We start from the raw sequence: 20,868 nt of genomic DNA on the forward strand, positions 1-20,868 counted from the left end.
CTTGCACAAAGAAATTTGAAAGCCCGGACCAAAAATGATCAATTCCTTATACTCATTTAATTTTTCCGTTCAATTATTGATTTGCGCGTGAAAGTTCATAATGCGCGACAGATTCCGGTTCCCACCGACGCAACCAGCCTTGCGGCATCGCTCCCCGGTGACGGCGCCGTGCGGCTGGCTCACGCGTTCACGCCGTAGTGCCGTCCCATCGCGTCGTTCATCGTCCACAGAATATCCAGCTTGAACTTGAGGATCTGCAGGGCGCGCTCCTGCATCGGCCGCGTCGCGAAATGGGCGAGCGTGATCCGCAGGCCGTGGACGACGTCGCGCGGGGCCTGGCTGGTGCGGTTGCGGAAATAGTCGAGGCCCTCGCTCTCGATCCAGGGATAGTGGCCGGGCCAGGTGGCGAGGCGCTGGCGGTGGATGTCGGGCGCGAAAAGCTCGGTCAGCGAGGAGCAGACGGCCTCCTGCCAGGGCGCGCGGCGGGCGAAATTGACATAGGCGTCGACCGCGAAGCGCACGCCGGGCAGGAGGTGGCGCAGGTCGAGCATCTCCTCGCGCGGGAGGCCGGCGGCGATGCCGAGGCGGAGCCAGGCCTCGATGCCGCCCTCGTCGCGCAGATGGGTGCCGTCGGGCAGTTCGTAGTCGAATCCGTCATGGTCGAGGAGGCGGCGGATCCAGCCGCGGCGGATCTCGCGGTCGGGGCAGTTGGAGAGGATCGCCGCGTCCTTCACCGGGATCGCGATCTGGTAATAGAAGCGGTTGGCGACCCACATGCGGATCTGCTCCGGCGTCGCCTTGCCGGTGTTGAGCATAACGTTGAACGGATGGTGGATGTGGTAGGCGCTGCCGGCCTCGCGCAGCTTCGCCTCGAATTCGGCGTGCGACCACGGCGCGCGGCCGTCATCGGCGGGTGGCGCCTCGGCCAGGAGATCGGCTCTCATCATTGGACATTCCCCGAAAGTGTGCGGCCCGAAAGACGACAGGGGGCGGCGGACGGCGCATTGATCTCCATCATTGCGCGGCGGGGATGGATGAGCGTCGCGCCGGTCAGGCGCGCGAATCAAGCGCGCGGGGCAGCGAGCGGGGCGATGGCGGCGAAGAGCGATGAGGCGGGATCGGCCAGGTGGCGCAGGAGAGAAAAATGATCGGCACCGGGAACGACGATCTCGTGCGCGATGTTGCCGGCGGCGCGCCAGGCCGCGTGCATCGCGCCGGTCTGCGCCCGGAAGGCGGGGGTTTCGTCGCCGCCGACGGCGAAGATCGCCGGCGGCATGTGCGGCTTCACGCGATGCACCGGCGAGGCGGCGCGGGCGGCTTCGGCGTCGAGCCCGAGCCTGTCGTTCAGCGGTGTCGCGCGCAGCGGGTCGAGATCATACACGCCGCTGAGGCCGATGATGGCGGTAACCGGGCTGGGCCCGTCCCAGTCGGTCAGCGCGAGTTCGGCGGCGAGATGGGCGCCGGCGGAATGGCCGATGGCGACGAGGCCGCCGGTGCCGCCGGCGGCGTTCAGGACGGCGGGGACGGCGCGGCGCACCGAGGCGGTCAGCGCGGCGAGGCTGGCATCGGGGCAGAGCGGGTAGTTCGCCAGTGCCACGTTGAACCCGGCATCGACGAAGGGCGGCGCGAGGAAGCGGAACTGCGCCTTGTCACGCCCCTGCCAGTAGCCGGCGTGCAGGTAGAGCAGGGTCGCCGCGGCACCGGGGGCGGCGAAGAGGTCGAAGCGTTCGCGCTCATGCGGGCCGTAGGGGATGTCGAGCCGCGGCGCGCGGGCGGCGATGGCGGCGTCGCCCTCGCGCAGGAAGGCCTCGATCAGCGCCGGATGGCCGGGGCGCATCTGCCCGGCGAGATACTGGAAGACGGGGTCGGACGGGCCGGTCATGGCGCGCCGCTCGCAGGTTGCGGCGCCGCGAAGCCGGCGAGGGTCGCGTAGCCGCGGACGATGGCCTCCAGCTCGTCGGGGCGGGCGACCTCGTCGATGCGGGCGAAGCCGTCGGGGGCGCGGGCGGCGACGAGGTCGATGACGCGCTCGGGGCCGCCGACGCGGTTCGAGCGCACGACGGCGGCGGTCGCGGGGCGGCGCTCGGCCTCGTAGGCGGCGAGTGCGGCGGGGGTGTCGGCGCTTTCGGCCAGACGGTCGGCGAGGCAGCGGGCGTCGAGGATCGCTTGTGAAGCGCCGTTCGAGCCGACCGGATACATCGCGTGCGCGGCGTCGCCGAGCAAAGTGATGCGCCCGCGCGTCCAGCGCTCCAGCGGATCGCGGTCGCACATCGGGTAGAGGAAGATTTCGCGCGTTTCGCGGGCGAGGCGCTCGATATCGACGAAGGGCAGCGCGAAGCCAGCGACCAGCGGGGCGAATTCTTCCCATGTGCCGCGGCGCGACCAGCTTTCGCGCGCGGGCGGCGGCATGCCCTCGGCGCCGGTGCGGGCATAGACCACCCAGTTGGTCAGCCGCGTGCTGGTGTCGGCGGCGGGCCGGCCGATCGGGTAGAAGACGAGCTTGGCGGTGGCGTTGCCGGCGATGATCATTTCGTCGCCGCTGCCGAAGGCCGGCCAGTCGAGCGCGCCGCGCCACATCTGGATGCCGTTCCAGCGCATCGGCGGGTCGGCGCCGAGCAGCAGCGGGCGCAGGGTGGAATGGATGCCGTCGGCGCCGATCAGCGCGTCGCCCGCGATCGTCTCGCGAGCACCGGCGGCGCTGGCGAGCGTGACCCGCACCGCGTCGTCCGCCTCGGTGGCGGCGACGACCCGCGCATCCGGGCGCAGGGCCTCCTCCCCCAGGCGCTCGCGCGCGGCGCGCCAGAGCATGTGCTGCAGCCGGCCGCGATGGATGGAGAATTGCGGCGCGTCGTGGCCGGCGTGCAGGCCGCGCGTCTCGGTCCAGATCACCTGGCCGCGATGGTTGAGGTAGGAGAGCGCGCGGGTGCGCAGGCCGATTTCGTCGAGCGCGGCAGCAGGCCGAGGGAGGCGAGTTCGCGGACGGCGTGCGGCAGGATATTGATGCCGACGCCGAGCGGGCGGATTTCCGGCGCGGCCTCTAGCATGAGGCACTCGATGCCACGTCGGTGCAGCATGAGAGCGAGGGTGAGCCCGCCGATGCCGCCGCCGGCGATGAGCACGCGCATGGCGGGCTCAGCCCGGCGGCAGGAAATGGACTTCGTGCTCGGCGGCGATGCGGACGACCTCGGCGGGGTCGGCGAGGTTATGGATGCGCTCGAACAGGGCGCGCAGCGAGCGGGCCGGGGCGACCCAGAAGAGGCATTTCACGTCGGTGTCGGAGCGGTTGAAGATGCCGTGCGGCTTGTTCATCGGCATGCGGATCAGGTCGCCGGGGCCGGCCGCGAGGTCATGACCGTCGAGCCAGAGATCGAATTTTCCCTCCAGCATGTAGATGAATTCGTCCTGCGTCGGGTGGACATGCGGGGGGACGAAGGTGCCGGGCGGGAAGATCGCGTGCCAGGCCATCGAAGGGTCGGAGTCCTGCTTCAGCGTGTAGGTCTGGCCGAGGACGTTCCAGACCACACCGTCGATCCCCTCGTCGGCCTTCGTGATTCCCGGCGGCATGTCGTTCATGGTCGGTCTCCCCTGTTTGGGATTGTTAAATCAGGCGGCGGCGGCGCGGGCAAGCCGAGGATGCGGGGAAGCCGATTTACCTGCGCACGGAAAATTGTACTCGGGGACTGATACATTGATTGACTCGATCTGTCTTTCATCAATAATGAACGGAAGGAAACGTCAAAATGGAAGCCGAACGATGGGCTCACCAGGATATCCGATCGCGGAGTCCCGCGGCGGCACGCCGGAGGGACATGCGGCACTGCACAGCGACTGGTCCGACATTGTCCGCGCCGAGAAGCTCTGTGTCGAATTCGGCAAGGTTCGCGCCCTCGACAATATTGACCTGGCGATCGGGCGCAACGAGATTGTCGGCCTGATCGGCGACAACGGGGCTGGCAAGTCCACGCTGATCAAGGCGCTGACAGGCGTGGTGCGGCCGAGTTCGGGTCGGCTCTATATTCGCGACGAGCCGGTGGACCTGTATAATTACTCGGTCCGGCGCGCGCATTCGCTGAAATTCGAGACGGTGTATCAGGAGAAATCGCTCGGCGAGAAGCAGCCGTTGTGGCGGAACTTCTTCGTCGGCCGGCAGATCGTCAACCGCTTCGGCTTCATCAACGTGCGCGAGCAGCGGCGCATCGCCAACGAGATCCTGCAGCGCCAGCTCGGGTTCCGCGGCGTCGGCATCGACGCGGATTCCACCGTAGCCAAGCTGTCGGGCGGCGAGCGGCAGGGGATTGCGATCGGCCGGGCGATGCATTTCGATTCCGACTTGATCATCCTCGACGAGCCGACCACCGCACTCGCCATCAGCGAGGTGCAGAAGGTGCTGGACTTCGTTCGCTCCATCAAGCGCTCGGGGCGCGCGGCGATCTATATCGAGCACAATCTCGCGCATGTTCACGCGCTGGCGGACCGGCTGGTGGTGCTCGACCGCGGCCGGATCGTCGCGAATATCAGGCCCGGGGAGATGACCCTCGAGGATCTCACCCGGTTCCTGATCGAGCTGCAACACGGCACGCCGGCAACAGGAGGCCACGCATGAGCGGCAGCGACGTGAGCCCGGGACGTCCGGTGGCGTCGAAATCCTCCCCGCGCTGGTTCGCGCATCTCGGCGCGGTACCGATCATCGTCGTGTTCTTCGCGCTGATCGGCGTCTATATCGGCTTCGCGCCGGAGGTGTTTCTCCGCTGGCCGATCTACAATTCCTTCCTCGTCACGATTCCGCCGATGCTGGTGCTCTCGCTCGGCCTCACACTCGTGGTCGCGGCCGGGGAGATCGATCTGTCGTTCCCGGCGGTCATCGCGCTGTCGGGCTTCCTGTTCGCGTTCTGCGCCGACAAGCTGCACCTGCCGTGGCTCGGCCTGGCCGCAGCACTCGGCGGCGGCGCGCTGGTGGGGGTGATCAATGGCTGGCTGGTCGCCGCACTCGGGATTCCCTCGATCATCATCACCATCGGCACGTCGTTCTTCTGGACGGGGGTGGCGACCGTGCTCTCGGGCGGCCTGTCCTACGCGCTGAACGATCTGACCGGAACGGTGATCGCGCGGGTCTTCTCGGGAACGCTGCTCGGCGTGCCGGTGGAGGCGTTGTGGGCGGTGGCCGTCGCGGTGCTGATCTGGGCGATCCTGAACCGGCACCGCTTCGGCGAGCACCTGCTGTTCATCGGCGACTCGCGCGAGGTGGCCCGGGTGGTCGGAATCAACACGGTCCGCGAACGGGTCAGGCTGTTCACCCTGATGGGCGCGCTCGCCGGCTTCGCGAGCTTCCTGATGACGGTCGCCAATCTCAGCTATTTCTCGACACAGGGCCAGGGGCTGCTGCTCTCGGCGCTCGCCGCCGTGTTCATCGGCGGTTCCTCGGTGTTCGGCGGATCGGCCACCGTGGTCGGCAGTTTCTTCGGCGCCATGATCATCGGCATGCTGGATGCCGGGATCGTCGCGACCGGGGTTTCGGGGTTCTGGGTCGAGGTGATCGTCGGCCTCGTGTTCGTCGCCGCGGTGGTGCTGCACACCGGTCTCGGCGACCCGGCGAGGGTGAAGGCTCTGCAGCGGAGACTGATGCAACGCGAGTGAAGCCCGCCGGTATGACGGGCCTCTCAAGGCAAATACAGGGAGAGACGAGATGAGACTCAGGACGTCCTTCGCATCGGCGGTCACCATCGCGGCGGCACTGGTATGCGGCACGGCCGCCGCGGCTCCGCACAAGCTCGGCACCGGGCTGACCATGTATTTCCAGATGGGCGGCAGCCCCGGCGACGCCTCGACCCTGCCGCGCGAACTCGGCGCCAAGGCGGCGGCCAAGGCGCTCGGCGTGCGGCTGATCGCGCAATATTCCAACTGGCAGCCGGAAAAGATGATCGAGCAGTTCCGCCAGGCCATAGCCGCCGGCCCGCAATGCGCCGAGATCATGGGCCATCCGGGCAATGCCGCCTTCGCCCCGCTGGTGAGCAAGGCCGAGGCCCAGGGCATGGTGGTCACCGCCGGTAACGTGCCGCTGCCCAAGCTGGAGGCGCAATACCGGGCCAACGGATTCGGCTATGTCGGCACCTTTCTTGTGCAGGGTGGGGAGACCACCGCGGCGGCGATGGTCAAGGCCGGGCACCTGAAGCCGGGCGACGAAGCGCTGGTCTATGGCGTCTTCGCCGAGGGCATCCGCGGCCAGTCCGCCGAGGGCGTGGTGAAGGGGCTGAAGGCAGCGGGCCTCAAGGTCTTCAAGCTCAACATCTCTGACGCCGTCAACGCCGACCCCGCGCTGTCGGTGCCGATCCTCGTCGCCTTCATCGAGCGACATCCGAAGCTCAAGGCGATCGGCACGCAGCAGGGGCTGGTGACCTCGTTCATTCCGAAGGCGCTGCAGGAGGCCGGCAAGAAGCCTGGGGAGATCACCGTGGGCGGCATCGATCTCGCGCCGACCACCATCGCCGGGGTGAAAAGCGGCTATATCGCGGCGACACTGAACCAGCAGCTCTACCTGCAGGGCTTCCTGCCGGTGGTGCAATGCGTGCTCACCAGGCGGTTCGACCTCGAGGGCATGAACGTCAACACCGCCGCCGGCACCGACGACAAGGCGCTGCTCGACAAGATCGAGCCGCTGATCAAGAAGGGTTATTACTGATCCGGCGCTGACTCGGCGCCGGCTACCAGCGCCGGGTCGAGGCCAACGAGGTCGCGGTACCGCGCCGTGTCGGTCGCGCCTTCGGTGTTGAAGACGAGGACCCGCGCATCCGCGCCGCAGCCGAGCGTCTGCCGTGCCCCGGCATCGGCGGCGACGCGGAGCAGGCCGGCGAGACCGGCACCGCCGCTTTCGCCGGCCACCACCGCCGCGTCGCCGGACTCGGGCCGGGCGAGGCGGTTCATCGCCGCGACGGCGTCGTCCTCGCTCACCGTCATGAAGGCGTCGGCGGCGCGGGCGAGGATGCGCCAGGCGAGCAGCGAGGTTTCGTAGCATTCGAGCATGGCCATCACCGTCGGCGCGCCGGCGGCGATGCGGACAGGGCGTCCGGCGCGCGCCGCCGCCAGCACGCAGGCGGCGCGGTCGGGCTCGACGACGACCAGTGTCGGCCGGAGCGCGCCGAAGCGCACGGCGAGATGGCCGGCGACCGCCGCGGCGAGGCCGCCGACGCCGGCCTGGATGAAGACATGGGTGGGCGGGGCCGGCATGGCGGCGAGCGCCTCGTCCACCATCGCGACATAGCCCTGCATGACGAGGCCCGGAATCCGCTCGTAGCCCGGCCACGACGTGTCGGAGACGAGCGTCCAGCCGCGGGCGGCGGTCAGGCGGGCGGCCTCTGCCACCGAGTCGTCATAGGTGCCGTCGACGCGGATGATCTCGGCGCCGAGGCCGGCGATCGCCGCCACCCGCGCCGGGCTGACGCCCTCATGCACCAGGATCGCGCAGCGGCCGCCCAGCATCGCCGCGCCCTGCGCCACCGAGCGGCCGTGATTGCCGTCGGTCGCGCAGGCGAAGGTCATGGCGGCGGCGATGCGGCGGATCTCCGGCGCGGTCATTTCATCGTAGCCGACGGGGCGGCCGAGGCGGCGGGCGGCTTCCTCCAGCACGAGGCGGACCACGGCATAGGCGCCGCCCAGCGCCTTGAAACTGCCGAGACCGAAGCGGGGCGATTCGTCCTTCAGGTGGAGGGCCGCGACGCCGAGCCGGGCTGCGAGGCAAGGCAGGGCGATGAGCGGCGTCGGGCGGTGATCGGGGCGGTGGGCGAGGTAGCGGGCGAGTTCATCGGCCGCGTCCGCGCCGAGCAGTGCCGCATCGGCGGCGTCGAGCGGCGCGCGGTGGGCGGGATCGGGGTTCAGGATCAGCATGTCTTTGCTCCCGCCGGAGTCGAGGGGCCGGCCTCATGGTCCGCCGCCGTTATGCCGGGGTCGGGGGCGGCGCGCCAATCCGGCGTGCGCCTCATGGCACGGCGAGCGGCTCGGGCTTTCCGGCTTCCTTCGCGCCGGCGCGGCGGCGGAAGGAGAAAAAGCGTTCGCGGCGGGTTTCGGCGAGCATGACGCGCTGGTGGACGCGCAGCAGGTCGGCGCGGGAGACGAGGCCGAGGAGGCGGCCATCCGTGTCGACCACGGGAATGCGCGGGGCGTTCCGGGTGAGCATCCGCACCGCGATGGCATCGGCCATCTCGTCGGGCGCGGCGGTGACCACCTTGCGTCCGGCGATCATCGCGCGCAACGGCAGGTCGCGCCGCACCTCGTCGCCGATCCAGTCGAGGATGTCGGCGCGGGAGACGAGGCCGAGCACCACCCCGTCAGGCTCGGTCACCGGAAAGGCGCGGTGCGCCGCCGCGTGCGAGAGGAAGCGCTCGATCGCCGCCCCAATCGGCAGGTCGGCGCCCAGCGTGTCCACCCTGGTTGCCATGATGTCGCGGATGCGGGTCACGGCCAGCGGGTCGATGCTGTATTCGCGGGTGAGGTGATGGCCGCGGCGGGCGATCTTCTCGGTGAGGATCGAACGTTTCATCAGCAGGACGGTTACCGCCATGCTGGCCATGCTGGCGGTGAGCACCGGCAGGAGGATGAGATGATTGCCAGTGAGTTCGACGGCGAACAGCGTCGAGGTCAGTGGGGCGCGCATCGTGCCGCCCATCATCGCCGCCATGCCGAGCACCGCCCAGAAGCCGGGGGCGGCGTGCGGCATGACGGGGGCGAGGACCGCGCCGAGCGCGCCGCCAATGATCAGCAGCGGCGCCAGCACGCCGCCCGAGGTGCCCGAGCCCAGCGCCACCGACCAGATCACGCCCTTGACCAGGACGAGACGGATCGCGGCCCCGCCGGCGAGCGCGCCGGCGAGCAGGCGCGCGATGTCGGGGTAGCCGACGCCGAGCGCCGCGGGGTCGGCCATGCCGCCGATGCCGACGACGAGGCCGCCCAGTGCCGGCCACCACATCCAATGGACCGGGAGTTTGTTGAAACCGTCCTCGGCGGCATAGACGAGCACGGTGAGCAGGGCGGAGCCGAAGCCGGCGGCAAGGCCGAGGCCGAGCCAGCCGAGGGCGTGCAGCGGATCGACGATCACGCCGCCGGCATAAGGAAACAGCGGCGCCGGCGTCATGCAGAAGCGGCGCAGGATCGCGGCGGTGATGCAGGCGGTGCCGACCGGGATGATGCTGCGCGGCTTCAGTTCGAACAGCAGGAGCTCGACCGCGAGCAGGATGGCCGCGACCGGGGTGCCGAACACGGCCGTCATGCCCGCGCAGGCGCCGGCGACGAGCAAGGTCTTGCGCTCGGCGTCGGTCAGGGTGAAGCACTGCGCCATCAGCGAGGCGGCGGCGCCGCCGGTCATGATGATCGGCCCCTCGGCGCCGAACGGGCCGCCGGTGCCGATCGAGATCGCCGAGGAGATCGGCTTGAGGATCGCCACAAGCAGGTCGAGCCGGGCGCCGCCGAGCAGAATCGCCTCGATCGCCTCGGGAATGCCGTGGCCGCGGATCTTCTCCGAGCCGTAGCGGGCCATCAGCCCGATCAGCACGGCGCCGCCGGCGGGAACGAGGATCGTCCAGAGCCCCGGATGGCCGCCCGCCTGTGCGCCACCCGGCGCCAGCATCCGTGTCGACCAGACGCCGTAGTAAACGAGATCGTTGATTAGCCCGATCATGCGCAGCAGAGTCCAGCCGGCGACGACGCCGAACAGGCCGGCGCAGGCGCCGAACCCGATCAGCCGGAAGATCCCGCGATCGGTCGTGAAATCGCCAAGGCGAACGGGCGGTGGCAGATGGGGCGAAGATGACATCGATGGCGGACTCCGAGTCGGGGAAGAGCTGGTCATATATCGCAATACGATATACAACGGCAACCAGCCGGAAAAAGGAGACAGCATGGCCGATGCGCGGTTGACCGACGAGGACTACGAAATGCTGGCCTCGTTCCGCTTTGCCCTGCGGAAATTCATCGCCTTCAGCGAGGCCGCCGCCCGGCGCGACGGGCTGACGCCGCGCCAGCATCAGGCGCTGCTCGGCATCCGCGCCATGCAGGACCGGGGGAGCGCCAGCGTGTCCGACCTGGCGGCGTTCCTGATCCTGCAGCACAACAGCGCGGTGGAACTGGTCGATCGGCTGGTGGCCGCCGGTTTCGTCATGCGGGCGACCGATCCCGAGGACGGGCGGCGGGTGCGGCTGGCGTTGACCGAAAGCGGAGAAGCGCGGCTCGCCGCGCTGTCGCAAACGCATCTCGACGAGCTGGAACAGATCGGCCCCGAGTTACGGCACCTGCTGACGCGCATCCAGCGTTATCGGCGCCGGGTTCGCGGCACCGCGCGCAACGGAGCGGTGCACTGCAAATCCCGGTCGTGAGTGGGCCGCCCGCTGCTCGACGTCATCGTTACCCAGGTCTGGAGGCATCGCCCGCCGGAAAGACCAGGGTGACGGCGAGGCCCGGGCGATCGGCGCCGGGTGCGGCGGCATCGAGCGTGAAGGCGGCGTCGTGCAGCTCGGCGATGGCGGCGGAGAGCGGCAGGCCGAGGCCGTAGCCGGGCCGGTGGCGCGCCGGGTCGAGCCGGCCGAAGCGGCGCAGCGCGGCCCCTCGTTGCTCCGGCGCGATGCCGGGCCCGTCATCCTCCAGGCGGACAACCACGCCGGCCGCCGCGGCGACGGCGACGAGGGCGATGCGCGCCGCCTCGCCCGCATGGGTCATCGCGTTCTCGATCAGATTGGCGAACATCTGGTTGAGGAGCTGTGCATCGCCACGGATGGAAAGGCTTCGAGGAACATGAGCGACGAGATTGTGGCCCGCCTCCTCCGCCACGGTCTCGTAGGTCTCGACCAGCCGGTCCAGCAGGTCGCTCAGGTCGATGTCGGAAAACGAGGCGCGGCGGGCGCCGGTTTCGATCTGGGCGAGGCGGAGAATGGCGCCGCAGAGCGCCAGCGCGCCGTCGACCTGCGCGATCGCCTCGGCGATGGCGTCCCCGGCCGCTGCCGGGTCGGGGTCGCGCTGCGCGAGTTCGAGGGTTTCGCGCAGCCGGGCCAGCGGCGAGCGGAGATCGTGGGCGATGTCGTTGCCGACGGCGCCGAGATTTTCCATCAGGTGCTGCATGCGGTCGAGCATCGCGTTCACGGTTTCGGCCAGGCGGTCGAACTCGTCGCCGGTGCCGGCAAGCGGGATGCGGCGGGACAGGTCGCCGGCCATGATCTCGCGGCTGGCGAGGCTCACCGCGTTCACCCGCGCGAGGGCCTTGCGGCCGAAGCCGATGCCGGCGACGAGGCCGAGGCTGAGGGTGAGGCCGAAGCCGATCAGGAAGCTGCGGCGGATCAGAGCGTTCAGCCGATGGATCATCGTGCCGTCGACGCCGACGAGCAGCGACGCGCCATCGCGCAGGCGGATCACGAGCACGCGCAGCTCCGTCACGCCTGGGGCGAAGCCGCCGGCATGAGGCGCGTCCAGCGTGTGCCAGCCGGGCGCGGGCAGCGGGAGGCGCAGATTGCCCGCAAGGGCGGCGCCGTTCGGCCCGGCCAGCGCGTAGAAGATGCGGAACGGCTTCTCCGCGAGGGCGGCGCGGATGGCGCCGGCCGCCTCCGCCGACGGCGTTGCCGTTCCCTGCGGCAGGATCTCGCCGATCTCGTTGGTGACCGAGGCATCGAGCGTCTGCCGCAGGGAGCCGAGGGTGCCGTAATAGATGACGACGAAGACGATGACGGCCCCCATCGCCGCCACCGCGGCGCCGAGGGCGGCGAGGCGGACGCCGGAGGTGCGCAGGATCGCGGGGTGGCCGGGTGCCAGCCAGCGCCGGGTCATGCGGGGTCGCCGATGCGGTATCCGGCGCCGCGCACGGTGTGCAGCAGTTCGCGCCCGGCGCCGAGTTTGGCGCGCAGGCGGGAGACATGCGACTCCACCACGCTGGTGCGCGGGTCGAAATGGAAGTTCCAGACATCCTCGAGCAGCATCGTCCGCGTCACCACGCGCCCGGCATGGCGCATCAGGTATTCCAGCACCTCGTATTCGCGGGGCTTCAGGTCGATGCGCCGGCCGGCGCGGGTGACGGCGCGGGTGAGCCGGTCGAGTTCGAGATCGTCGACCCGGAGCACCGGCCCGGAGGGGCGCATCTCGCCGCGCCGGGCCAGGGCGGCGACGCGGGCGGCGAGTTCGGCGGCGGCGAAGGGCTTGACGAGGTAGTCGTCGCCGCCGGCACGCAGGCCCTCGACCCGGTCGTCGATGCCGCCGAGGGCGGTGAGGAACAGCGCCGGCATCGTCAGGCCGGCGCCGCGCAGGGTGCGGACCAGGGCGAGACCGTCGAGGCCAGGGAGCATGCGGTCGACGATCAGCAGGTCCCAAGCCCGGCCCTCATGACCGGCGGCGGCGCGCAGCAGGCCGGCCCGGCCATCGGCGGCGACGGCGACGAGATGCCCCTCGGCGCCGAGCGCGGCGCGCACAAGATTGGCGGTCAGCTCGTCGTCCTCGACCAGCAGGATGTCCAGGCTGGGTCGCGTCATCGCATCGGTCCGGTCATTCACGATGCGTGAGAATCATGGTCGCGGCGCGCTGGTCAAGCGACGGCGGGAAACATTACCGAATCACAAACTCCGCGTAAGCTGCGGGGCAGCAGCCCTCCGCCATCCAGCCGGGCGTGATCCGCTCTCCCCTCGCGTTCCTCCGCCGCCTCACCGGGCTTGCCGTGATGCTCGGCCTGTCGGCCTGCGCCCGTTTTCATCCCGCGCCGCTCGCGCTGCGCCCATCCGCCGCCGTGTCGCTCACGGCACTCGACCGCACGCTGCCGGGCGGCGGGAGGATTGCGGCGCGCGGCGCGCTGACACCCGGCGCCTATGCGGCGCTCGCCGTGCTGAACGATCCGGCGTTGGCCGCCGGGCGGGCGGGGGTGCGGCTGGCGTCCGCCCGGCAGTTCGCCGCCGGTCTGCTGCCCGATCCGCAGGTGAGCGGCGGGTTCGCGGCCCTGCTCGGCGGGCCGGCGGTCGCGCCGTCGATCTCGGGTGGCATCGCCCAGGATATTGCGGCGCTGGCCACGCGCGGCCCGCGCCTGTCCGCCGCCCGGGCGCGGACGGCGGCGGCGGCGGCGCAATTCGAGTGGCAGGAATGGCAGGTGGCGGCGAAGGCGGAGACGCTGGCGATCGGCCTCTGGGGCGAGCGGCGGCGGCTGGCCGCGCTGGACCGGGCGCGCGGCGCGCTGGCCGGGCTCGATCGGGCGTCGCGCGCGGCGATCCGGCAGGGCGATCTTGCCCTCGGCGCGGGGGCGGCGGCGGCGGCGAGCCTTGCCGGGATCGAGACGGCGCGGGATGCCATCGCGCGGCGGGAGCAGGCCGATCACGCCGCCCTTGCCGCGTTGCTCGGCCTCGCGCCCGGCGCGGCGCTGCCGGTCGCTTCGCCCGACATCGCCGGGCTGCCGACGCGGCGGGTGGCCGCACTGGTCGGCAGCCTCGCCCGGCGGCGGCCCGACCTGATCGCCCTGCGCTATGGCTATCGGGCGGCGAATGCCGATCTGCGCGCCGCACTCCGCGCACAGTTTCCACTGGTCTCGCTCGCGGTGAATGGCGGGACCGACACCACGAGGGTGGCCAGCCTGGGGCCGACGATCACGCTCGACCTGCCGCTGTTCGATGGCCATCGCGGCGCCATCGCGGTGGCGCGGGCCTCGCGCCGGCAGCTCAAGGCCGCCTTCCGTGCCGCACTCGATCGGGCGGCCGGGCAGGCCGAGGCGGCGCAACAGGCGCTGACCCTGCTTCGCGCGGAATATCGCCGGGCGGCGCGGCGCGCCGCGATCGCCCGGCGCGATGCGGCGGCGGCGCGAGGCGCCTTTGCGGCGGGGCTGATCGACGCCCGCGCCGAGGCCGACCTGATCGACGCGGCGGCCAACCGGCAGGCCGAGGCGATCGACCTCCGGGGCCGGATCGCGGCCGGGCGGGTGTCGCTGCGCACGCTGCTCGGCGCCGGGCTGCCGACGATCCGCTCCCTCTCCGCTTCCGGCAAGGACTGATGCGATGACACGATTTTTTTGCTCTGACGCGCGGCGCCTTGCCGGGGTGGTGGTGGCCGTTGCTTGGTTTGCGGGAAACGCCGCCCTGGCCGCCGGGCCGAGCGTGCTGGTCACCACCATTCCGGTAACGAGGGGCGCGCTCGAGCGCACGATCACCGCCTATGGGCGGATCGCGCCGGGGATGGGAGCGGCACGGACGCTCACGACCTTTTACGAAGCGGTTGTGACGGCGGTGGAGGCGCGGCCGGGCATGGCTGTCCGCAAGGGGCAGGTGATCGCCCGGATCGCCGCCGCGCCGGCGACGCGTGCCGCCTATGCGCAGGCCGTCGCGGCGCGGGATGGGGCGCTGCGGGTGCTCGCCCATACGCGCGCGCTGCTGGCCCGGCACCTCGCGACACGGACCCAGCTGGCGCAGTCGGAACAGGCGGCGCGAACCGCGCTGGCGACGCTCGACGCGCTGAAGCGCGAGGGGGCGGACCGGGCTGCGGCGACGATCGAGGCGCCGTTCGCAGGCATTGTCACCGCGATTGCCGCCGCGCCAGGTGCCACGTTACCGCCAGGGACGGCGATCGCGACCGTGGTGCGGCGGGCGGGGCTGGTCGCGGTGGTCGGCGTCGATCCGACCGAGGCCGGGCGCCTTGCCGCGGGACAGCCAGCTTCGGTGGATGTGTTTGGCGGCGCTGCGCTGCGCGGGCGGATCAAGACGGTGTCCGGCGAGGTCGATCCGCGGACGGGGCTGGTCAATGCGACGGTCGGGCTCGGCGGCGCGCCGGCGCTGATCGGCGCCATGGTCCGCGCGCGCATCGATACCGGCACGGTGCGCGGTGTGCTCGTGCCGCGCGACGCGGCGCTGCCGGCGGAGGGGCGCGACGTGATCTGGCAGGTCAGGGCCGGCCATGCGGTGCGGGTGATCGTCCACGTGCTGGCGAGCGCGCATGGCGAGAGTATCGTCGCCGGGCCTGTTGATCCGGCGCTGCCGGTCGTGGTCGCGGGCAATGCCCAGCTGAAACCGGGAATCGCCGTGCGCGTGCAGGCGGAGCAGGGATATTGATACCGAGTTTCGCCGGCTTCCTCGGCCGCCAGCAGAAGGCGATCCTGTTCCTGATGGCGAGCCTGGCGCTGGCCGGGGCGGTCGGCGCGCTGTCGCTGCCGGTGGGGCTGTTTCCGCGCACCTCGTTCCCGCGGGTGCGGATCAACATCGATTCAGGGGCGCGGCCGGCGCATCAGATGATGCTGCAGGTGACCCAGCCGGTCGAGCAGGCGTTGCGGGCGCTGCCCGGCGTGCGCGGGGTGCGCTCGACCACCTCGCGCGGGTCGATGCAGGCGTTCATCGATTTCGACTGGGGCACCAACATGCGGGCGGCGACGCTGGAGGTCGACGCAGCACTGGCGCAGCGCCTACCCGACCTGCCGAAGGGCACGCGCTACGTGGTGCGGCGGATGGACCCGACCGTGTTTCCCATCATCGCCTATGCGCTGATCTCGCACAGCATTTCCGAGGCGGAACTGCGAACGATCGCGCAATATCACATCTTGCCGGTGCTCGAACGGATTCCGGGTGTGGCCAAGATCGGCGTGCAGGGCGGCGACACGCCGGAAGTGCACGTTATCGTCGATCCGGCGAAGCTCGCGGCGATGCATGTGACGCTGACGAGCGTCGAGCAGGCGGTGTCGCGGGCGAACGTGCTCGCCTCGGTCGGCCGGCTCACCGATCACGACAGTCTCTATCTGGTGGTGCAGCAGAACACGCTGCGGACCATGGCGCAGGTGCGGCGCATCGTGGTCGGCGGCGGGTCGGACGGGGTGGTGCGGCTCGGCCAGGTGGCGCGGGTCGAGATGGGCCGGGTGCCGCGTTATGACCGGGTGAGCGAGAACAGCCACCGCGCGGTGACGTTGCAGGTGTTCCAGCAGCCCAGCGGCAACGCCGTGCAGGTGGACGCGGCGGTGCGCCGGACACTGGCGGCCTATGAAAAACGGCTGCCGGCGGGCGTGCGGCTGGTGAAATGGTACGACCAGAGCACGCTGGTGACCGCCGCCGCCGGCTCGGTGCGCGATGCGATCGCGATCGGCGTGGTGCTGGCCGGGCTGGTGCTGATCGGCTTCCTGCGGAGCTGGCGCGTCACGCTGATCGCGCTGCTGGTGCTGCCGGCCTCGATGGCGACCGCGGTGCTGATCCTCACGCTGCTGGGCATGAGCTTCAACATCATGACGCTGGGCGGGCTCGCCGCCGCGGTGGGGCTGGTGATCGACGATGCGATCGTGATGATCGAGCACGTCGCGCGGCGGGCCGGGCGCGCGGGCGGGATCGCGGCGCGCGGCGCGGTGCTGGCGGCGGCCGAGGAATTCCTCGCGCCGCTCGCCGGTTCCTCGCTGGCGACACTGATCGTGTTTGTCCCGCTTGCCTTTCTCTCGGGCGTGACCGGCGCCTTCTTCAAGGCGCTGTCCATCACCATGGCCTCCACGCTGATCGCCTCCTGGCTGTTCTCGGCCTTCGCGGTGCCTGTGCTGGCGCGCTGGCTGATCGATTTCGACAAGTGGCACGATCCGGTCGCCGGCGGCGGGGCGCAGGAGTCGCTGCTGGCGCGCGTGCATGGGCGCTTGCTCGACCGCGTGGTGGCGCGGCCGGCCTGGCTGCTGGTGGCGCTCATTCCCTTCGCGCTGGCCGGCGCCTATGCCTATTCGGTGGTGCCGACCGGCTTCATGCCGCGGATGGACGAGGGCGGGTTCGTGATCAACTATCAGGCGCGGCCCGGCACCTCGCTGGCCGAGGGGCACGCGAGGTCCGGCAGGTGGGCGATATCCTGCGCGCCGACCCGGCGGTGGCGACATGGTCGACCCGGCTCGGCGCCGGGCTCGGCGGCGACCTGAACGAGCCGTATCAGGGCGACATTTTCGTTCAACTCCGCCCCCTCGGGCAGCGGGCGCCGATCTGGACGGTGATGGACCGGATCCGCCGGCGCATCATCGACCGCGTACCGGGCATTGATTTCGACGAATCGCAGCTGATGTCCGACCTGCTGGGCGATCTCGTGAGCCAGCCGGAGCCGATCGAGATCGAGCTGCATGGCGACCCGGCGCGGCTGGACGCCACGGCGAAGACGGTGGCAGCGGCGATCGGGCAGATTCCGGGCGTGGTGGGCGTGCAGGACGGGGTGGTGATCGCCGGCGATACGATCGACATCCATGTCGATCCGGCGAAGGCGGCGATGTTCGGCTTCGATCCCCTCGCCGTGGAGCGGCAGGTGACGACGGCGCTGCGCGGCAGCGTGGTCACCGCGCTGCCGGGTCAGGATCGGTTTACCGGCGTGCGGCTCGAACTGCCGCGCGACGCCTTCGCGCAGACCGGCGACCTGCTGCGCCTGCCGCTGGCCGCGCCCTCGGGCGCGCTGGTGCCGCTCGGGGCGATCGCGACGCTGAACACGGTGTCGGGCCGGCCGGAGATCGCCCGCGACAATCTGCGCCAGATCGTCGCGGTGACGGGGAGGATCAGCGGCGGCGGCATCTCGACGGCGATTGCCGCAGTGCGCCGGGTGCTGGCGCGGCCGGGCCTGCTGCCGGTGGGCATGAGCTACCGGCTCGGCGGGCTCTACCGGCAGCAGCAGAAGGCGTTCATCGGCCTTGCCCGCGTGTTCGTCGCCGCCGTGCTGGCGGAATTCGTGTTGCTGCTGTTCCTCTACCGCAGCTTCGTCATCGCCGGGGCCATCGTCGTCACCGCGCTGCTCTCAAGCCTCGCGGTGTTCATCGGGCTCGATCTCTCGGGTGTGGCGCTCAACATCACCGCGCTGATGGGGATGACGATGATCGTCGGGCTCGCGACCGAGATGGCGATTTTCTACGTCTCGGAATTCCAGAGCCTCGCCGCGCACCAGGGGCGGCATGAGGCGCTGGTCGCGGCGAGCCGCAACCGGCTGCGGCCGATCGCGATGACCACGCTGGCCGCGATCCTGACGCTGCTGCCGCTGGCACTCGGCATCGGCCAGGGCAGCGGCATGCAGCAGCCGCTCGCCATCGCGGTGATCTCGGGGTTCGCGGTGGCGTTTCCGCTGGTGCTGTTCGCCCTGCCGGCGCTGCTGCGCCTTGTTATCCCGGCAGATGCCGGGTGACCGGCCAGGAAATCACATGCCCTTCCGGCACCAGATCGATCAGTGCCGCCGCCGCCGCGCGGGCAGTCTCCGGCGCGCAGCAGAATTCGATCATCAGCGGTAGGTCGACATCGAAATGCATCAGGTCGGCGGCATGGATGATCCGCTGCCCGTTCATTCCGGCGATGCCGCGGAACACCGAAACCCCGTCGAGCGTGAAATCGTCGCGCAGCCGCTCCAGGATGGTCTGCATCAGATGCCGCCGCCGCCCGTGGTCGGATTCGTCGAGGGCGATGCGCACCAGTGTGGCCTGTTCTTCCATCTCAGACATTCCTTGCCAGATAGACGCCAAGAAAGGCGCCGATGAACCCGAGCACGACCGACAGCAGCACATAGAGCCCCGCTCTCGCGATCTCGCCGTTCTCGACCAGCATGAGGGATTCAAGCTCGAAGGTCGAGAACGTGGTATAACCGCCGAGAAACCCCGTCAGGATACCGGTGCGCAGCGCCGGATCGATGGCGACGCGCTCGGCGGTCAGGACGAAGAGAAACCCGATCGCAAACGAACCGAGCACGTTGATGCTGAGAACGGCGACGGGGAAGCCGCGGCCGAAAAGCCCCTGCATGAAAATCGTCTGGCCGTAGCGCGCCCAGCAGCCGAGCGAGCCGAACACGGCGATTGACGCAAGCGTCTTGATCATGAACTGCCTTTCTGTCGTGGCGATGCATTTGAATGGCTGGGGAGGGGAACGGCAGCGGCGCGCGCCGCGCGGTTCGTTCGGCAAGGTCGGGTGATAGGCACGCCTGTTCCTCCGAGTCTGACGGAATGAAACAGGAGTCATCAGCCCCGCGGGCGGTTTGCGGCGAACCCCATCACCGGCGCGGCCGGGCCGCGCGGGTCATGATTGCGATGCGAGGCCGGGCGCTGTCAATCTGTCCGCCGCCGCTTACTCGTAGCGCAGCGCCTCGATCGGATCGAGCCGTGAAGCCTTGCGCGCGGGATAGAACCCGAACCCCACGCCAACGCCCGCCGCGAACAGGAAGCCTCCAGCCACCGCCAGCGGCGAGAGCGGCGCCGGCCAGCCGGCGAACAGCGTGATGGCGCCGGAGAGCGTTGCGCCAAGCACGATGCCCGCCAGCCCGCCGGTCACGCTCAGGATCACCGATTCGGCGAGAAACTGCAGCAGCACATGCAGCCGCCGCGCCCCGATCGCCATTCTGAGCCCGATTTCGCGGGTTCGCTCGGTCACCGAAACCAGCAGGATGTTCATGATCCCGATGCCGCCGACCAGCAGCGAGATCGAAGCGACGATCGCGAGTAGCAGCGCCATCACCCGGCTCGATCCCTGCGCCGCTGCGGCGATCTGGCTCAGGTTACGCACCGAGAAATCCTTCAGCCCATCCGGCTGGATCCGGTGGCGCTGGCTCAGCGTGCGGCCGATCTGCTCCATTGCCGCGGGCACGGCCTGCGGCGTCGCCGCCTGCGCGAAGAGCTGGTTCACATATCCGGCGAGCCGGGGTTGCAGCGCATAGGGGTTCGGCCAGGGCGGGTAGGGCCAGTTCAGCGGCGTCTCCTCCCGGCTCGGCGCGGCGGCGCCGAGCACCCGCTGCTCCGCGGTGCTGAAAGGCAGCATCATCACATCGTCCTGATCGGTGCCAAACGGCGTCTGCCCCTTGGCGGCGAGCACGCCGACGATGCGGATCGGCGCGCCTTTCACCAGCACGGTGGCGCTGAGCGCCGTCTCTCCGCGTGCGAACAGCATCTGCCGCACCGTCTGCCCGATCAGCCCGACGAGCGCGCCGGCCACCTCGTCATGCGGCGTAAGCGCCCGCCCTTCGGCGATCCGCCAGTTGGTCATCGCGGGATAATCCGGGCTGACGCCGAGGATCGCGGTGGTCCAGTTCTGGCTGGCGTGGCGCACCTGCGCCGCGGCCCGGATCAGATAGCCGACCCGGCCCACCGCCGGGTCCTCGCGCAGGATCGCCTGCGCGTCATCCACCGTGATCGTCGAGGCACTGCCGAACCCGGCATGGGCGCCGCCCGCCGTCGTCGCCCCAGGCAGCACCACGAGCAGGTTGGTGCCCAATCCCTCGATCTGCTTGCGGATCGCCTGGTTCGCGCCCTGGCCCACCGCGACCATGGCGATCAGCGCGGCCACGCCGATGCACACGCCCAGCATTGTCAGCGCCGCCCGCAGCCGGTTGCGCGCCAGCGCCTGCAATGCCGCCGCGACGATCATGCGGACGAAGCGAGCGCCGCGCCGCTGCTTCCGCGGGGCGGTGCCATGGCCGGCGCCGGCTCTGGCGCCGCCGGCGGTGACGGACACGATTCCGCCGGGCCGGCCGGTGCGTCCTGCCGCTCATCCGCGACGATCCGCCCGTCGCGCATCGTCAGCACCCGCCGCGCATAGCGCGCGATATCCTGCTCATGGGTCACCACCAGGATCGTCACCCCCTGCTCGCGGTTCAGCGCCGCCAGCGTCGACATGATTTCGTGCGATGTCCTGGTGTCGAGATTGCCGGTCGGCTCGTCGGCCAGCAGGAGCTGCGGCGCATTGATCAGCGCCCGCGCGATCGCGACGCGCTGCTGTTGCCCGCCCGAAAGCTGCGCGGGCGTGTTCGCCTCCCGCCCGGCGAGACCGAGCCGGTCGAGTGCCGCCCGCGCCCGCGCCCGCCGCGCCGCGCCATCCACCGACCCCGCCGTGGCATAGACGAGCGGCAGCGCCACGTTGTCGAGCGCGCTGGTGCGGGCGAGCAGGTTGAAGCTCTGGAACACGAAGCCGATCCGCGCGCTGCGTA

At 70.5% G+C, this 20,868-nt stretch carries 21 protein-coding genes and 1 riboswitch; of the genes, 8 read left to right on the forward strand and 13 right to left on the reverse strand.

Features of this window, described 5'->3' with window-relative positions:
• Nucleotides 1-179: 179 nt before the first annotated feature.
• From pqqC to ACIDOCELLA78_RS000000102630, 5 genes are all read right to left on the reverse strand, one after another.
• Nucleotides 180-944 carry a pyrroloquinoline-quinone synthase PqqC gene (pqqC, locus tag ACIDOCELLA78_RS000000102610; protein WP_249675466.1) on the reverse strand — a complete coding sequence of 255 codons (765 nt, stop codon included), beginning with the start codon at nucleotides 942-944 and terminating at the stop codon, nucleotides 180-182.
• 119 nt (nucleotides 945-1,063) lie between these two features.
• Nucleotides 1,064-1,882, reverse strand: a complete 819-nt coding sequence (locus ACIDOCELLA78_RS000000102615) for an alpha/beta hydrolase (protein WP_201728262.1) — start codon at nucleotides 1,880-1,882, stop codon at nucleotides 1,064-1,066.
• Nucleotides 1,879-2,937, reverse strand: coding sequence for an FAD-dependent monooxygenase (locus ACIDOCELLA78_RS000000102620; RefSeq protein ID WP_283770825.1), 1,059 nt, complete (start codon nucleotides 2,935-2,937; stop codon nucleotides 1,879-1,881). Before ACIDOCELLA78_RS000000102620 ends, ACIDOCELLA78_RS000000102615 begins: the two co-directional genes overlap by 4 nt.
• Nucleotides 2,886-3,125 (reverse strand): FAD-dependent monooxygenase, encoded by a 240-nt coding sequence (locus ACIDOCELLA78_RS000000102625; RefSeq protein ID WP_283770820.1) that lies wholly within the window; start codon nucleotides 3,123-3,125, stop codon nucleotides 2,886-2,888. The genes ACIDOCELLA78_RS000000102620 and ACIDOCELLA78_RS000000102625 overlap by 52 nt, the downstream gene beginning before the upstream one ends.
• A gap of 7 nt (nucleotides 3,126-3,132) precedes the next feature.
• Nucleotides 3,133-3,573 (reverse strand): cupin domain-containing protein, encoded by a 441-nt coding sequence (locus ACIDOCELLA78_RS000000102630; protein ID WP_201728263.1) that lies wholly within the window; start codon nucleotides 3,571-3,573, stop codon nucleotides 3,133-3,135.
• On the opposite strand from ACIDOCELLA78_RS000000102630, the gene ACIDOCELLA78_RS000000102635 reads away from it, so the two are divergent.
• From ACIDOCELLA78_RS000000102635 to ACIDOCELLA78_RS000000102645, 3 genes are read left to right on the forward strand one after another with little or no spacing between them, the layout of a single operon-like run.
• A complete protein-coding gene (locus ACIDOCELLA78_RS000000102635) occupies nucleotides 3,563-4,603 on the forward strand; it encodes an ATP-binding cassette domain-containing protein (RefSeq protein ID WP_249675468.1) in 1,041 nt (346 codons plus the stop codon). The two genes, ACIDOCELLA78_RS000000102630 and ACIDOCELLA78_RS000000102635, sit on opposite strands and share 11 nt — an antisense overlap.
• A complete protein-coding gene (locus tag ACIDOCELLA78_RS000000102640; RefSeq protein WP_201728264.1) occupies nucleotides 4,600-5,634 on the forward strand; it encodes an ABC transporter permease in 1,035 nt (344 codons plus the stop codon). Before ACIDOCELLA78_RS000000102635 ends, ACIDOCELLA78_RS000000102640 begins: the two co-directional genes overlap by 4 nt.
• 49 nt (nucleotides 5,635-5,683) lie before the next feature.
• Nucleotides 5,684-6,676, forward strand: a complete 993-nt coding sequence (locus ACIDOCELLA78_RS000000102645) for a substrate-binding domain-containing protein (RefSeq protein WP_201728265.1) — start codon at nucleotides 5,684-5,686, stop codon at nucleotides 6,674-6,676.
• On the opposite strand, the gene ACIDOCELLA78_RS000000102650 is transcribed toward ACIDOCELLA78_RS000000102645, so the two are convergent.
• Nucleotides 6,670-7,878, reverse strand: coding sequence for a diaminopropionate ammonia-lyase (locus ACIDOCELLA78_RS000000102650; protein WP_201728266.1), 1,209 nt, complete (start codon nucleotides 7,876-7,878; stop codon nucleotides 6,670-6,672). The genes ACIDOCELLA78_RS000000102645 and ACIDOCELLA78_RS000000102650 overlap by 7 nt on opposite strands.
• Nucleotides 7,879-7,969: 91 nt before the next feature.
• Nucleotides 7,970-9,799, reverse strand: coding sequence for a chloride channel protein (locus ACIDOCELLA78_RS000000102655; RefSeq protein ID WP_201728267.1), 1,830 nt, complete (start codon nucleotides 9,797-9,799; stop codon nucleotides 7,970-7,972).
• An 85-nt stretch (nucleotides 9,800-9,884) separates the two neighbouring features.
• On the opposite strand from ACIDOCELLA78_RS000000102655, the gene ACIDOCELLA78_RS000000102660 reads away from it, so the two are divergent.
• A complete protein-coding gene (locus ACIDOCELLA78_RS000000102660) occupies nucleotides 9,885-10,358 on the forward strand; it encodes a MarR family winged helix-turn-helix transcriptional regulator (RefSeq protein WP_201728268.1) in 474 nt (157 codons plus the stop codon).
• A gap of 28 nt (nucleotides 10,359-10,386) precedes the next feature.
• Here the strand turns inward: ACIDOCELLA78_RS000000102660 and ACIDOCELLA78_RS000000102665 are convergent, their stop codons facing one another.
• Both ACIDOCELLA78_RS000000102665 and ACIDOCELLA78_RS000000102670 read right to left on the reverse strand, forming a co-directional pair.
• Nucleotides 10,387-11,796 carry a HAMP domain-containing sensor histidine kinase gene (locus tag ACIDOCELLA78_RS000000102665; RefSeq protein ID WP_201728269.1) on the reverse strand — a complete coding sequence of 470 codons (1,410 nt, stop codon included), beginning with the start codon at nucleotides 11,794-11,796 and terminating at the stop codon, nucleotides 10,387-10,389.
• Nucleotides 11,793-12,491, reverse strand: coding sequence for a response regulator transcription factor (locus tag ACIDOCELLA78_RS000000102670; protein ID WP_201728270.1), 699 nt, complete (start codon nucleotides 12,489-12,491; stop codon nucleotides 11,793-11,795). The genes ACIDOCELLA78_RS000000102665 and ACIDOCELLA78_RS000000102670 overlap by 4 nt, the downstream gene beginning before the upstream one ends.
• 134 nt (nucleotides 12,492-12,625) lie before the next feature.
• Here ACIDOCELLA78_RS000000102670 and ACIDOCELLA78_RS000000102675 point away from each other — a divergent pair, with 134 nt between their 5' ends.
• From ACIDOCELLA78_RS000000102675 to ACIDOCELLA78_RS000000102690, 4 genes are read left to right on the forward strand one after another with little or no spacing between them, the layout of a single operon-like run.
• Nucleotides 12,626-13,987 (forward strand): TolC family protein, encoded by a 1,362-nt coding sequence (locus ACIDOCELLA78_RS000000102675; RefSeq protein WP_201728271.1) that lies wholly within the window; start codon nucleotides 12,626-12,628, stop codon nucleotides 13,985-13,987.
• 4 nt (nucleotides 13,988-13,991) lie between these two features.
• Entirely contained in the window at nucleotides 13,992-15,038 is a 1,047-nt protein-coding gene (locus ACIDOCELLA78_RS000000102680; protein WP_201728272.1) for an efflux RND transporter periplasmic adaptor subunit, read from the forward strand.
• Nucleotides 15,035-16,855: an efflux RND transporter permease subunit gene (locus ACIDOCELLA78_RS000000102685; protein ID WP_283770821.1), complete on the forward strand. Its 1,821-nt coding sequence runs from the start codon at nucleotides 15,035-15,037 to the stop codon at nucleotides 16,853-16,855. The genes ACIDOCELLA78_RS000000102680 and ACIDOCELLA78_RS000000102685 overlap by 4 nt, the downstream gene beginning before the upstream one ends.
• On the forward strand, nucleotides 16,777-18,090 hold the full coding sequence (locus tag ACIDOCELLA78_RS000000102690; protein ID WP_283770822.1) for an efflux RND transporter permease subunit: 1,314 nt from the start codon (nucleotides 16,777-16,779) through the stop codon (nucleotides 18,088-18,090). Before ACIDOCELLA78_RS000000102685 ends, ACIDOCELLA78_RS000000102690 begins: the two co-directional genes overlap by 79 nt.
• On the opposite strand, the gene ACIDOCELLA78_RS000000102695 is transcribed toward ACIDOCELLA78_RS000000102690, so the two are convergent.
• From ACIDOCELLA78_RS000000102695 to ACIDOCELLA78_RS000000102710, 4 genes are all read right to left on the reverse strand, one after another.
• Complete coding sequence (locus tag ACIDOCELLA78_RS000000102695; RefSeq protein ID WP_201728273.1) at nucleotides 18,068-18,391, reverse strand: DUF190 domain-containing protein; 324 nt, start codon at nucleotides 18,389-18,391, stop codon at nucleotides 18,068-18,070. The two genes, ACIDOCELLA78_RS000000102690 and ACIDOCELLA78_RS000000102695, sit on opposite strands and share 23 nt — an antisense overlap.
• A gap of 1 nt (nucleotide 18,392) precedes the next feature.
• Nucleotides 18,393-18,770, reverse strand: a complete 378-nt coding sequence (gene crcB / locus ACIDOCELLA78_RS000000102700) for a fluoride efflux transporter CrcB (protein ID WP_201728274.1) — start codon at nucleotides 18,768-18,770, stop codon at nucleotides 18,393-18,395.
• Between the two features lie 124 nt (nucleotides 18,771-18,894).
• A riboswitch (Fluoride riboswitch) is annotated at nucleotides 18,895-18,956 on the reverse strand.
• A gap of 60 nt (nucleotides 18,957-19,016) precedes the next feature.
• The gene (locus ACIDOCELLA78_RS000000102705) at nucleotides 19,017-20,396 is read right to left on the reverse strand and encodes an ABC transporter permease (RefSeq protein WP_249675470.1); all 1,380 of its coding nucleotides are present in this window, start codon (nucleotides 20,394-20,396) and stop codon (nucleotides 19,017-19,019) included.
• Nucleotides 20,306-20,845 carry an ABC transporter ATP-binding protein gene (locus ACIDOCELLA78_RS000000102710; protein ID WP_283770823.1) on the reverse strand — a complete coding sequence of 180 codons (540 nt, stop codon included), beginning with the start codon at nucleotides 20,843-20,845 and terminating at the stop codon, nucleotides 20,306-20,308. The genes ACIDOCELLA78_RS000000102705 and ACIDOCELLA78_RS000000102710 overlap by 91 nt, the downstream gene beginning before the upstream one ends.
• Between the last annotated feature and the right edge of the window lie 23 nt (nucleotides 20,846-20,868).

It is taken from the genome of Acidocella sp. C78 (assembly GCF_907164655.1).

Excerpts from the sequence above, each read along its gene's own strand:
- ACIDOCELLA78_RS000000102635 (WP_249675468.1), top strand. The coding sequence starts at position 3,563 with ATGTCGTTCATGGTCGGTCTCCCCTGTTTGGGATTGTTAAATCAGGCG.
- ACIDOCELLA78_RS000000102645 (WP_201728265.1), top strand. The coding sequence starts at position 5,684 with ATGAGACTCAGGACGTCCTTCGCATCGGCGGTCACCATCGCGGCGGCA.
- ACIDOCELLA78_RS000000102630 (WP_201728263.1), bottom strand. The coding sequence starts at position 3,573 with ATGAACGACATGCCGCCGGGAATCACGAAGGCCGACGAGGGGATCGAC.
- crcB (WP_201728274.1), bottom strand. The coding sequence starts at position 18,770 with ATGATCAAGACGCTTGCGTCAATCGCCGTGTTCGGCTCGCTCGGCTGC.
- ACIDOCELLA78_RS000000102625 (WP_283770820.1), bottom strand. The coding sequence starts at position 3,125 with ATGCGCGTGCTCATCGCCGGCGGCGGCATCGGCGGGCTCACCCTCGCT.
- ACIDOCELLA78_RS000000102670 (WP_201728270.1), bottom strand. The coding sequence starts at position 12,491 with ATGACGCGACCCAGCCTGGACATCCTGCTGGTCGAGGACGACGAGCTG.
- ACIDOCELLA78_RS000000102695 (WP_201728273.1), bottom strand. The coding sequence starts at position 18,391 with ATGGAAGAACAGGCCACACTGGTGCGCATCGCCCTCGACGAATCCGAC.
- pqqC (WP_249675466.1), bottom strand. The coding sequence starts at position 944 with ATGAGAGCCGATCTCCTGGCCGAGGCGCCACCCGCCGATGACGGCCGC.
- ACIDOCELLA78_RS000000102665 (WP_201728269.1), bottom strand. The coding sequence starts at position 11,796 with ATGACCCGGCGCTGGCTGGCACCCGGCCACCCCGCGATCCTGCGCACC.
- ACIDOCELLA78_RS000000102680 (WP_201728272.1), top strand. The coding sequence starts at position 13,992 with ATGACACGATTTTTTTGCTCTGACGCGCGGCGCCTTGCCGGGGTGGTG.
- ACIDOCELLA78_RS000000102640 (WP_201728264.1), top strand. The coding sequence starts at position 4,600 with ATGAGCGGCAGCGACGTGAGCCCGGGACGTCCGGTGGCGTCGAAATCC.
- ACIDOCELLA78_RS000000102655 (WP_201728267.1), bottom strand. The coding sequence starts at position 9,799 with ATGTCATCTTCGCCCCATCTGCCACCGCCCGTTCGCCTTGGCGATTTC.
- ACIDOCELLA78_RS000000102660 (WP_201728268.1), top strand. The coding sequence starts at position 9,885 with ATGGCCGATGCGCGGTTGACCGACGAGGACTACGAAATGCTGGCCTCG.
- ACIDOCELLA78_RS000000102615 (WP_201728262.1), bottom strand. The coding sequence starts at position 1,882 with ATGACCGGCCCGTCCGACCCCGTCTTCCAGTATCTCGCCGGGCAGATG.
- ACIDOCELLA78_RS000000102650 (WP_201728266.1), bottom strand. The coding sequence starts at position 7,878 with ATGCTGATCCTGAACCCCGATCCCGCCCACCGCGCGCCGCTCGACGCC.